We start from the raw sequence: 11,492 nt of genomic DNA on the forward strand, positions 1-11,492 counted from the left end.
TTTGTGCTGTTAACATTAATCAACGTGAATCAACTAGCCTTATTGTTCAATCAGACTTTGTTTCATATTGATAATGCAAAAATAGTTTATTTATCATAATTGTGAGGTTATAAATGGCGATTAAAATTACAGACGAATGCATTAACTGTGGTGCTTGCGAACCGGAATGCCCAAATAATGCAATATACGATGCTGGTGTAACTTGGAAATTCTCAGATGGGACGGCTTTGGATGGGGTTATTGATTTTGGCGATGGTGTTACACTGGATGCCAACGAGTCTCAAGAAGCGATCTCTAATGAAGTCTATTATATTGTTTCAGATAAATGTACGGAATGTGTAGGTTTCCACGATGAGCCTCAATGTGCAGCGGTTTGCCCTGTAGATTGTTGTGTGGATGACGAAGATGTACGTGAATCGAACGATGAGCTATTAGCGAAAAAAGCTTGGTTACACGCGGAATAAATTTAGTGTTCCGTTAAAATATAAGGCAGGATAAGAAATTTTCCTGCCTTTTTTGTGCCTTTCTATTTTGGCGAAATCGATATTTTGTTGTGAATCTTGGCTATTTGGAATAATAATATTTGCAAAAGCATAGTATTTTTTTATTTTTGTTCTTTTGACCATTAAAATCTTTTAAATGTTAAAAACCAAAATAGGGTTGATAACCCTAATCACAGTTACATTAGCTTGTATCATTGCTGTATTATACGAATTTGATGTTGTAGGCTTTTCGCATGAATTTCTAATGGCTGTCCGTTGGATAGTTGCTACCGTTTTGGTTGTAAATGCGCTCTTTAAGAAAAATTTGACCACTTGGATTTTGACCTGTATGATTATGGGGATATTTGTCGGGTTGGATTTTCCAAATCTAGCGATTTCCCTGCAACCTTTGAGTAAAGGTTTTATCAAGTTAGTCAAGACGATTGTGGGACCGATTCTCTTTGCTACGCTTGTATATGGAATTGCAGGGCATTCTGATTTGAAACAGGTGGGACGTATGGCATGGAAATCGATGCTTTATTTCTTTTGCGCAACGACATGTGCTATTTTTATTGGTTTAGGTGCTATAAACCTGACTCGAGCAGGAGTGGGCGTTGATGTTGCACATATGCCACATGAAGAACTCCCTGCGCCGAAGGAAAGTATGGATGAGCATATCCTTAAAACCCTTCCGGACCATGTGCATCCTGTATACAAGTTCACTTCTTTTATACGCGACTTGTTTCCTGAAAATATTGTCAAATCTGTAGCGGATAACCAAGTTTTACAGATTGTTGTATTTTCAATTTTGTTCGGGATTGGATTGGCAATGGTCGATGAGAAAAAGCGTAAACCCTTGGTTGATTTTACCGAAAGTATGTCTGAAACGATGTTTAAGTTTACGAACATGATTATGTACTTTGCGCCTATCGGGGTTGGTGCTGCCATGGCTTACACTGTGGGGCATCTCGGTGTCGATATCCTTAAGAATCTTTTCATGCTTTTAGCGACGCTGTATTTTGCTTTAGTATGCTTTTTATGCTTGGTATTGCTTCCTGTAGCTTTGTATTTAAATATACCTGTTAAACGTTTTATAAATGCGATTAAGGAACCTGTTTCCATTGCATTTGCCACTACAAGTTCAGATGCGGCATTACCGAAAGCAATGAGCGCAATGGAGAAATTTGGTGTGCCACGTAAGATTGTTTCGTTTGTCATTCCGACAGGATATAGTTTTAATTTGGATGGTACTTCACTCTATTTATCATTGGCTGCCATCTTTGTCGCTCAGGCGGCTGGTATCCATTTGTCGTTTGGACATCAATTGATGATTGCATTTACATTGATGATCACCTCCAAAGGTGTTGCTGCTGTCCCAAGGGCTTCATTAATTATTTTGATTGCGACAGCGGATCAGTTTGGTTTACCAACATTTGTCATTGCTGCAATTTTAGGTATCGATGAACTCATGGATATGGCGCGTACCTCTGTCAATGTGATCGGAAATTGTTTGGCAACCATTGTTGTTGCTAAATGGGAGGGTGAGTTTGATGAAGAAGCGCCTTATCGCGAAGATACTGAACAGGCGATCTAATAGAAATAACTAACGAATATTCGTTGCAGAAAAGCAGTCTTGACATCCCCGTTGAGACTGCTTTTTTATGAGCAAAAATAAGGACTTAGTTGAAAACACATTTTATTTCATAGAAGGGAATTTTTATGGAACGGAAAGCCGCTTGCAAGCTGTTGTTGATAGTCTGGTATCCTTTCCAATGGCTTGCAAGCAAACTATTTAGTCTCTCCTTAAACCACCTATAATTTACTGATTATTAGTATTTTGGGTTTAAAATAGCTTGTTTTTTATTGCAAGAATTTGTATCTTAGAGCTTTAAAACCTTGCAAATATGTTGGGGAAAAATCCAGAAAAGAAGCCAGAATTATTTCGCCCAATGTTGGTGGATTTTATTGACCACGAGCATGAACTTGTTCTACTTTCAGAAAAAATAGATTGGAATTATTTTGAGAAAGAATTTTCGCCCTTGTATTCCAAAGTGGGCAATCCGAGCCATCCGATTCGGTTTATGGTGGGTTGTTTGCTACTGAAACATTTGTATAATTTGGGCGATGAGACGTTGGAAAAAGCCTGGATCATGAATCCTTATATGCAGCATTTTTGTGGCAGGGTTTTCTTTGAACACGAATTTCCTTGTGACCCGAGTAATTTTGTTCATTTCCGAAAAAGAATTGGCGAAAAAGGTATCGAAAAAATCTTTGCCTACAGCGTAAGAATGCACGATGCCAAGACGAACACCTCAAATTTTGTTTTGTCCGATACTACCGTTCAGGAGAATAATACCTCTTTTCCTACCGATGCAAAATTGTGCAAAAAAGTGATTGATTATTGCAACAAAATAGCCGGAAATGAAGGCATAAAACAAAGACAACGCTACACAAAAGTCAGCAAACAAATGGTGCGCAACACCTACAACGGAAAACATCCCAAGCGGGCAAAAGCGGCAAGGAAATCTCAAAGACAGCTCAAAACCATCGCCATGAGACTGATTCGTGAATTGCAACGGAATTTTAATGCAGAACAGCAAGAATTTTATAAAGATTTAATGACATTGTACACCAAGGTTGTCACACAAAAAAGAAACGATGCCGATAAAATTTACAGCATTCACAAGCCTTTTACCCGATGTATTGCCAAAGGAAAAGCGCATAGCCAGTATGAATTTGGGAATAAGGTAGGTTTGATAACCACCGCCAACAAAGGCAAGAAAATCATTCTCGGGATTAAAGCATTTTTGCAAACTCCTTACGATGGTCACACCATAGAACCACTTTTGGAACAGATGGAAACCGGTGGTCAAAAGCTCCCAAAAGAACTCCTTTACGATAGAGGTGGCAGAGGAAAATCAGAAATAAAGGGCGTGAAAATCTCCATCCCAAGCACTCCAAGAAAAAAAGACACTGCTTATCAAAAGCAGACAAAGCGCAAAAAATTTAGAACCAGAGCGGCAATAGAACCTATCATCGGACATTTAAAAACCGATTTTAGGCTGGCAAAAAATTACTTCATGGGAGAAACGGGACCACAAATCAATGCATTACTAGCTGCAACCGCTTGGAACATGAAGAAAATGATGGAACTACTGAAACAGAAAATTATTTTCTTATTTTATAAGATACAAATTATGCTGTTTTCTAATCCTGTTTTTAAAAATAAATTAAATAGTGGGTTTTGTTAAGGAACGACTAATTATATCAGCGCCCGTCAACGTAGTACCATAAATCACCTTGTTTTTTGAAGGCAGACTTTTCATGGTGAATATGAACTTCCATCTGTGGATCCAGATAATGTGCTTCAAACTCGACCGTATGGAGTGTAGATTTCAGGATCGCGAGTTGCATCCATTTATTGTCCCGCGCCCATTGCCCAATGGCCTGTTTATTTTGGAACCGTCGTGTCGAGGGGTGAAATGTATCGTATAGGAAATCGATCTGTTGTGTCACAAAAGCACTATAACGTGCACGCATCAATGCCTCTGCTGTGGTTGCTTTGGCATGGAAACGATGAATTTGTTGGCAGCATTCTCCAAAGGTATTGCCAGAGCCACAGGGGCATAATTGATCTGATGCTATCACTTGTATTTTAAAAATTTTACCAGCCTTTAATGGCGCCATTCTTGAAGACTTTTTTTGCGGTAGCTTCCACTTCAGGTGACTGATACGCTTGAATAAACTGCTGCACCTTTTCATCGTTTTTATTATCCGAACGGGCAACAATCAGATTAACGTAAGGTGATTCTTTGTCTTCTGTGAATAAGCCTTGTTTTTCGGGATCCAACCCAGCCTGAGCGGCGAAACTATTGTTGATGATGGCAATTGTAACCTGAGGATCATCCAGAACGCGCGGCAACTGTGGTGCCTCCATCTCAATGATTTTAACCTGCTTAGGGTTGCTTACTATATCTGTTACTTTAGGCTGTATGCCTACATTTTCTTTTAGGCCGATAATGCCCTCGCGTTGGAGAAGTAAAAGTGAACGGCCACCATTGGTAGGATCATTGGGGATGGCAATACTGGCGCCAGGCTGTAACTCGGTGATGCTTTTTATTTTTTTAGAATAGGCAACGATCGGAAATACAAATGTGTTTCCGACGATGGTTAACTTTGTAAAACCGCGTTGTTTGGATTGTTCCTGTAAATAAGGCTGATGCTGAAATACATTTACATCGATATCTCCTTGATTTAGGGCTTCATTGGGCACAACATAGTCGTTGAAAGCTACCAACTCCACATCAAGATTGAACTTTTCTTTTGCAACCTTCTTAGCCGTTTCTGCAAGCTCCTTTTCTGGTCCGGATACCACACCGACTTTAAGGGTATTCTCTTTCTTTTCGCTGTTGTTGCATGCCACAATCGATACGAGACTGAAGGCTAAGATTGCAAATGCATAGTTCAATTTTTTCATATGATATAATTTATGTTAACGATGGTTTACTTTTTTTGAGATGTAGTCTCCTGTATACTGTAACAGGAATACGATTAAAATTAATAAAATTAGAACAGAATTCATGATAAAAGTATCATATCCGACATAACCATACTGATAACCAATCTGTCCAAGTCCACCGGCACCTACAGCGCCACCCATCGCGGAGTATCCAACAAGTGTGATCAACGTAATTGTTGCATTGTTTACCAGCGAGGGGAGAGCCTCAGGAAGTAAAACTTTGAAAATTACCTGTTGGGCATTTGCTCCCATTGCTCTTGAGGCCTCAATCAGGCCATTTGGAATTTCTAGAAGACTATTTTCCACAAGTCTTGCAATAAAGGGAGCTGCACCTATACTCAAGGGAACCAATGCTGCGGCCATACCAATAGATGTTCCGACAAGGTTGCGTGTAAACGGAATCATCCATACGATAAGTATAATAAAGGGGATAGACCTAAACACATTCACTAGCAATGAAACAAGTTGGTGCATGGCTTTGTTTTCAAGCAGTTGATGTTTGCGGGTCAAGAACAGGTAAATCCCGAGTGGAAGACCCAGTACAAAACCAAAGAAACCTGATAAGAAAGTCATGGTTAGGGTTTCTAAAGTACCCGATAGCAGAAGATTAAATACCTGATCAGACATAGCCTAAGATTTTAGTTTGTGAATGCTTTTCTTTTAAGAAAGATAGACTATGCATAACATTTTCTTTTTCACCCGATAGTTCGGCTAATATAACACCAAATTTCATTTCGCCAATATAATCTATTTGAGCGGTGATGATATTTGTCTTGACTTGAAATTGTTGTTCCAAATGTTGTATAAATGGGATGGATTCTTCATTTGAAGTTAGATAGATTTCTACGAGTGGGTTTCCAGCGCTTTTCAAGCGTTCCTGAAAACTTAGTGGAATTTCAACTTCAAGTGAAGACTGAATAAAGTTTTTGGTTGTTGTTTCCTGAGGATTGGCGAATATTGATTCTACCGGACCAGTTTCAATCAATTTTCCGTGGTCTAATACGGCAACCTGATCGCAAATACTTTTTATAACATCCATCTCGTGCGTAATCAATAATATCGTAAGGTCAAGCTGCTTATTGATTTTTTTTAGCAGTTTGAGGATAGATTTTGTGGTTGCTGGATCTAAGGCACTTGTAGCCTCATCGCAAAGTAGAATGTAAGGATCATTGGCTAGTGCACGCGCGATGGCAACGCGTTGTTTCTGGCCTCCGGAGAGATTTGCAGGGTACACCTCGGCTTTATCTTCCAACCCGACCAAACGCAATAGTTCCAACACTTTTTGGCTGATAAATTCTTTCGATTTGCCTTCAAGTTCGAGCGGGAAGGATATATTTCCATACACTGTTCGTGATGATAGTAAGTTGAAGTGCTGGAAAATCATACCAATTTTTCTTCTTTTCAACATCAGACCAGTGGAAGATAGCGACATCAAGTCGTCATTTTCTATAATTACTTGTCCACTGTCTGGTCTTTCCAAAAGGTTGACGCAACGGATCAAAGTACTTTTGCCGGCTCCGGAAGCGCCTATTACACCAAAAATTTCACCTTTTTCAATAGACAGTGAGATGTCTTTTAAGGCATCAATACGTGCCGCTTTTACCTCAAAAGATTTGGATATGTTGTTTAGTTGAATCATTGACCCTGTAGGGATTTAGCAATTTTAGTTGGACAAATGGATGATGTTGATATAAATGTACACAAATGCCAGGGATAAAATAAAATGAAGTGAAAGAAAATGGGTTCTTTCAGACCGAAAAAGAATGAAAGAACCCAGATATATGTTTTTTACAACGCTTGATAAGCCGAAATCACTTGTTTTGCAGATCCGAGTCCATCGATGCCATATTCGATGATATCGCCATCTTTCAGGAATCTTTGTGGGGATTTGCCCATGCCAGATCCTGCAGGTGATCCTGTGGAAATGATGTCGCCTGGAAGTAAGCTCATAAAATGGCTTAAATAAGAAATCAATTTGGGTACACGATAGATAAAATCACTTGTATTGCCATCTTGCATAAGCTCACCATTGAGTTTAAGCCATATTTTTAAATTATCAATATCTGTGAATTCATCTTTGGTTGCTATAAATGGGCCAATAGGAGCGAAAGTATCACATCCTTTACCTTTATCCCAGGTTCCGCCACGCTCGATCTGAAATTCACGCTCTGTAACGTCATTGTGTAACACATAGCCAAACACATGGTCCAAAGCTTCTTCTTCAGTAACATAAGAAGCTTTTTTCCCAATTACAATGGCAAATTCGGTTTCCCAATCAGATTTTACAGAGAACTTCGGAAGGGTGATTCCATCAAAAGGGCCATTGAATGCAGATACAGATTTCATAAATACAATAGGCTCTGAAGCTTGTTGCAATTTGGTTTCTTTGACGTGATCATCGAAATTAAGCCCTACACAAAGTATTTTGGACGGAGCTTCCAATGGTGTACCGATACGCTCGTTTTCGGCTATCTCTTTAAGCGTGTCGCCTTTTTCATTTATATATGTTTGAAGTCTTTCTAAATTTGCAATATCCGCAAAGAAATCGCGGTTGTATTGAAAATTTCCCTCTGAAACATCATATTTCTTTTCGTTTAAAATGACTCCCACTTTTTCGGAGCCCTTTGCGCCATATCTAAAAATCTTCATAAGCCGCAAATATACGGATTTTGTCCCAAAAAGGGCAGAAATTAACGCGAATTAACAATTAATCAATATGTAAATTATCACTTGCGTCCTAAACGTTTAAAAAGTGGCGGTGTTTGGATATAGCAAAGTTGCTATATTTAAATTGCAAAATTATAACACACCGCCATGATAAATTTAAATGTTTTTAGTCAGATTTTATCTCTTGTTGACCGTGAATTATTCAGGGATTTGGTTGCAAAGCACAAAAGTGATAAACACCAGAAAGGGATCAACAGCTGGACGCATCTAGTCAGTATGCTTTTCTGTCATTTTTCCTCGGCAGATTCGGTCCGGGATATTAGTAACGGTCTGCGCAGTACAACTGGTAACCTGAACCACTTAGGAGTAATAAGAGCTCCAAGTAAGTCCAATATATCCTATATCAACACACACCGTACCCATGAACTTTTCAAAGATCTTTATTTCTCTGTTTTGGAAAGGCTTTGGCAAAAGGATACGCATTTTCGCAAAGAGCTTGTTCAGCTAAAGCGTAAAGTATATCTGATGGATGCAAGCATCATCCCCTTATGTCTATCTGTATTTGACTGGGCAAAGTTTCGCAGCACCAAAGGTGCCGTAAAGCTGCACACTGTCTTGGATTATGATGGCTGCCTACCTGTTTTTATGCAGATTACCGATGGAAAAGTACATGAGAGCCAGCGAGCCGGTAGTTACAGTTTTTCCAAGGGAAGCGTGGTGGTAGTGGACCGTGGCTACGTGGATTACAGCTGGCTTGGGGATTTGGACAGCAGGGGGTGTTACTTCGTTACCAGGAGTAAAGTTAATATGAAGTACAAGGTTATCAAGTCCTATCAGAGTGAAGCACTCATGGAAAAGGGGATCCTTAAGGATGAGCTCATTGAGCTATCCGGTGCTGCCTGCAATAAATACAACGGCAAGCCGCTACGCCTAGTCCACTTTTGGGACAGCACCACTGGCAATGAGTACCACTTTTTGACCAATAATACGAAGTGGAAGGCTTCTTTGGTGGCAAACATCTATAAACAACGCTGGCATATCGAAGTCTTCTTCAAGCATCTAAAGCAGCGCTTAAAAGTATCGACATTCATAGGGACTTCTGAAAATGCAGTGATGATCCAGATCTGGACTTCACTCATTGGCATATTACTGTTAAAATACTTACAAAAAAAGGCCAAATATGACTGGAACCTGTCCAATCTGGTCGCATTCATCAGAATGAATATCTTCGTGAAAATAAACATCTGGCAATGGATAGATGATCCCTTTCTCAGGCCGCCTATAAAAGGAAAAAAGGGACAGCTAAAGATCTTCGCAGATTGAAAAATAGGGGTCAATATCGAAATGATGAAAAAAGCTATGCTTGTACCACAGAAATCCAATCCTAAAATTTATTTAGGACACATATGGTAAATTATCTATACAATTATTGTCCAAAAGAGGATATTTAAAAGGGAATTTTTCATGTACTATCTTTTTGTTGCTTACCCAAGTACCATTGAGCACCATTTCCTGCCCTTTTTTTCCAAGCATAAATTTAATCAAAAATGACGGGACGGGTAGGGGAATATAGAATGGACCGTATTTACGTTTGGCTATTCTTTTTGCAAACTCCGCGAGGGGAAGTGGTTCGGATGAACAGGCATTATAAATTCCGGCTATGGTATCATTTTGTATGCCAAAGAGCAGCATCCGACAGAGATCATCCATATGGATCCAACTGAGTATCTGCTTTCCAGAGCCTAATACCGGAATTGAACGAAAGGGTAGGAAACGGTTAATTTCCTTGAGTAAGCCTTGATCCTTGCTGATAACTACTCCAAAACGGAAGACAATGAGTCTTTTTCCCAATGTTTCGATAGGTTTCACGCTTCCTTCCCAGAGGTTACATACCCAGGACAGAAAATTTCCGCCTTGTGGATCTCCTTCTTCAAAAGGTTTTTTTTGGTACTGATCGTCTGTTCCATACCAACCTATAGCGGAGGCCGATATGACTGCTTTTACTTGATTCGGTATTTGTTTTAAACTTTGATAGAGCAGTTGCCCACTTTCTACCCTGCTGGCAATAATTTCTTGTTGATATGATTTTGTCCAGCGTTTCGAATTGAGGTTTGCACCCGCCAGGTTGATGATATAGTCGGCTTCTTGAATTGATTTGACATCAATCTCCTGTTTACTGGGATCCCAATGTACGTAACGGACATTGTTTTGTATGGGATGAGGCTTCGGATTTCTGGTAAAAATAATAACTTCATAGAAATTGGCAACCAATAGCTTTGTTAAATGAAGGCCTATAGCTCCAGCACCACCTGTAATAATTACTTTTTCCATGAATTGAACCTTGTTTTATAATATACGCGTGTTATCATTTAAGCGAACCAATTTCTGTTGATACTAAATATACTATTTTGGTTTATAAAAATCGACCATTTCGGCAGCAATTACAAAAAAAGGTTTATCTCGTGGGGAGATAAACCTTTTAAGAGTCGATTAAACGACGTTATTTGTTAAAGCGTTTGAATTGTGCTGCCACATGTTAGCATCTGTGCGCCGTAGTATGGATTTTTGATTTCTTTATGACGGCTTAACCAAGTCGCACCTTTGCCTTTGTTGAACATTGGACACTTTTGGTAATAAACAGAAGAAGACGGTTTCGAGTTTTTGGACAAGCTATAGATATCTTCTGACAATAGCGCGAAGGCTTCTCGTTGTTTACTGATATCCTTTGCCTGTTGTAGGCTCTTCACTGTCGCTTTGAGTGATGTTGTTTTGGTTTTCCAGACCTCCTGTTCCGCTTTCGTTAGATTAGCAGTTTGTATTTTAGCGATTGCATCGGCAAGATCGTTTGCTAGTCCAGCAGCTTGTTTACTATCCGCAGCTACAAGTGCATCTTTAAGCAGAAAGTATTGGTCATAGATCTTTTGAAAATTGCTTGCGTTGCTGATGTCATCTACTGAAGCTACCGGCTCAATGCTTGTGTCTTGTGGGCTATCTGAAGCTGGAGGAGCTAAATTTCTTTCGTATTGGCAGCAAGCATGTAGTTTAGCATAAGTATCTTCCGCGGCAAGGTATTTTTCATTGTCATAGCCTGCTCCTGCGATACTTTTCAATACAGCATCTAAGGAAGTTTTCTTTGCGTCATAGGCTATTGTTGCTGTTTGGTTGTCTTCGTTCCATTCAACTTTAGCCTGAGCGGAGGCTCCTGCATTTTCTATTGTTTTTTTACACATACCGCAGTTTCCCGCAATTTTAACAGTGGTGTTCACGGTGTTGTTTTGTGCATAGTTTGTCAAGGACGATAGTATTAAAGCCCCTGTTATAATATAATGTTTGATTTTCATATGATTGGATGAAAGAATAAATAAAAATAAGTAATCAAAAATGATTGATAAATGATCAACGTATGGATTAACTTATTTTTGGCGGGACCCAAGGACAAAAATATCCCTCAGAATAAATGTTGGCGCTATGGGTTTATAATTTTTTTTGATTGCTATACCGCAAAGTTCATGATTTTGTTCAAGGGGATTGGAAATTGCCAAAAATGTACCGCTATACGTGCATTGACAATTGCAATTTTTACATGGTTTGTGATGTTTACAAAAAGCCTTTTTTTGGGAAGATTTAAATTTTGAACAACACTGGTCCTTTTTGTCAGTGGTAGCATTACCTTGTGTGTGACTACTGTGTGCATTCATTTTATGGCAGGCAAAAGCGTCGGGTGCGCTTAAAAGGAAACCGAAGGTTAAAAATAGTAGTATAAGTCGCTTAAGTGCCATATCAGCTCAAATATAATTGTTTTGGGTAGAATCTGCTTCCACTTT

11 protein-coding genes are annotated in these 11,492 nt (G+C 39.3%); 4 read left to right on the top strand and 7 right to left on the bottom strand.

Translation table 11 applies throughout. The features are described 5' to 3' along the window. Positions 1-113 precede the first annotated feature (113 nt). The 3 genes from AACH28_RS01485 to AACH28_RS01495 all read left to right on the top strand — a co-directional run bounded on the left by AACH28_RS01485 (position 114) and on the right by AACH28_RS01495 (position 3,733). Entirely contained in the window at positions 114-464 is a 351-nt protein-coding gene (locus AACH28_RS01485; RefSeq protein ID WP_046672889.1) for a 4Fe-4S dicluster domain-containing protein, read from the top strand. Between the two features lie 175 nt (positions 465-639). After that, positions 640-2,076, top strand: coding sequence for a cation:dicarboxylate symporter family transporter (locus AACH28_RS01490; protein WP_341832038.1), 1,437 nt, complete (start codon positions 640-642; stop codon positions 2,074-2,076). A gap of 310 nt (positions 2,077-2,386) precedes the next feature. Continuing rightward, entirely contained in the window at positions 2,387-3,733 is a 1,347-nt protein-coding gene (locus AACH28_RS01495; protein WP_112373584.1) for an IS5 family transposase, read from the top strand. A gap of 16 nt (positions 3,734-3,749) precedes the next feature. Here AACH28_RS01495 and AACH28_RS01500 read toward each other — a convergent pair whose 3' ends face one another. The 5 genes from AACH28_RS01500 to AACH28_RS01520 all read right to left on the bottom strand — a co-directional run bounded on the left by AACH28_RS01500 (position 3,750) and on the right by AACH28_RS01520 (position 7,650). After that, on the bottom strand, positions 3,750-4,169 hold the full coding sequence (locus tag AACH28_RS01500) for a YchJ family metal-binding protein (RefSeq protein ID WP_336829927.1): 420 nt from the start codon (positions 4,167-4,169) through the stop codon (positions 3,750-3,752). After that, a complete protein-coding gene (metQ, locus tag AACH28_RS01505) occupies positions 4,147-4,959 on the bottom strand; it encodes a methionine ABC transporter substrate-binding lipoprotein MetQ (protein ID WP_070561115.1) in 813 nt (270 codons plus the stop codon). The genes AACH28_RS01500 and metQ overlap by 23 nt, the downstream gene beginning before the upstream one ends. Before the next feature lie 15 nt (positions 4,960-4,974). After that, on the bottom strand, positions 4,975-5,628 hold the full coding sequence (gene metI, locus AACH28_RS01510; RefSeq protein WP_046672885.1) for a methionine ABC transporter permease MetI: 654 nt from the start codon (positions 5,626-5,628) through the stop codon (positions 4,975-4,977). Further along, on the bottom strand, positions 5,621-6,640 hold the full coding sequence (locus AACH28_RS01515) for a methionine ABC transporter ATP-binding protein (RefSeq protein WP_341832039.1): 1,020 nt from the start codon (positions 6,638-6,640) through the stop codon (positions 5,621-5,623). The genes metI and AACH28_RS01515 overlap by 8 nt, the downstream gene beginning before the upstream one ends. Before the next feature lie 149 nt (positions 6,641-6,789). Further along, on the bottom strand, positions 6,790-7,650 hold the full coding sequence (locus AACH28_RS01520) for a fumarylacetoacetate hydrolase family protein (protein WP_341832040.1): 861 nt from the start codon (positions 7,648-7,650) through the stop codon (positions 6,790-6,792). Positions 7,651-7,815: 165 nt separating this feature from the next. On the opposite strand from AACH28_RS01520, the gene AACH28_RS01525 reads away from it, so the two are divergent. Next, on the top strand, positions 7,816-8,991 hold the full coding sequence (locus AACH28_RS01525) for an IS4 family transposase (protein ID WP_341832041.1): 1,176 nt from the start codon (positions 7,816-7,818) through the stop codon (positions 8,989-8,991). Between the two features lie 72 nt (positions 8,992-9,063). Here the strand turns inward: AACH28_RS01525 and AACH28_RS01530 are convergent, their stop codons facing one another. Next, on the bottom strand, positions 9,064-9,999 hold the full coding sequence (locus AACH28_RS01530; protein WP_341832042.1) for a TIGR01777 family oxidoreductase: 936 nt from the start codon (positions 9,997-9,999) through the stop codon (positions 9,064-9,066). Positions 10,000-10,175: 176 nt separating this feature from the next. Then, positions 10,176-11,009, bottom strand: coding sequence for a DUF3347 domain-containing protein (locus tag AACH28_RS01535; RefSeq protein ID WP_341832043.1), 834 nt, complete (start codon positions 11,007-11,009; stop codon positions 10,176-10,178). Positions 11,010-11,492: the final 483 nt, after the last annotated feature.

The organism is Sphingobacterium thalpophilum, assembly GCF_038396785.1.
Lineage (GTDB): Bacteria > Bacteroidota > Bacteroidia > Sphingobacteriales > Sphingobacteriaceae > Sphingobacterium > Sphingobacterium thalpophilum_A.

Coding starts and splice junctions, on each gene's coding strand:
- metQ (WP_070561115.1), bottom strand. CDS start 4,959: ATGAAAAAATTGAACTATGCATTTGCAATCTTAGCCTTCAGTCTCGTA.
- AACH28_RS01495 (WP_112373584.1), top strand. CDS start 2,387: ATGTTGGGGAAAAATCCAGAAAAGAAGCCAGAATTATTTCGCCCAATG.
- AACH28_RS01525 (WP_341832041.1), top strand. CDS start 7,816: ATGATAAATTTAAATGTTTTTAGTCAGATTTTATCTCTTGTTGACCGT.
- AACH28_RS01500 (WP_336829927.1), bottom strand. CDS start 4,169: ATGGCGCCATTAAAGGCTGGTAAAATTTTTAAAATACAAGTGATAGCA.
- AACH28_RS01530 (WP_341832042.1), bottom strand. CDS start 9,999: ATGGAAAAAGTAATTATTACAGGTGGTGCTGGAGCTATAGGCCTTCAT.
- AACH28_RS01535 (WP_341832043.1), bottom strand. CDS start 11,009: ATGAAAATCAAACATTATATTATAACAGGGGCTTTAATACTATCGTCC.
- AACH28_RS01515 (WP_341832039.1), bottom strand. CDS start 6,640: ATGATTCAACTAAACAACATATCCAAATCTTTTGAGGTAAAAGCGGCA.
- AACH28_RS01485 (WP_046672889.1), top strand. CDS start 114: ATGGCGATTAAAATTACAGACGAATGCATTAACTGTGGTGCTTGCGAA.
- AACH28_RS01490 (WP_341832038.1), top strand. CDS start 640: ATGTTAAAAACCAAAATAGGGTTGATAACCCTAATCACAGTTACATTA.
- metI (WP_046672885.1), bottom strand. CDS start 5,628: ATGTCTGATCAGGTATTTAATCTTCTGCTATCGGGTACTTTAGAAACC.
- AACH28_RS01520 (WP_341832040.1), bottom strand. CDS start 7,650: ATGAAGATTTTTAGATATGGCGCAAAGGGCTCCGAAAAAGTGGGAGTC.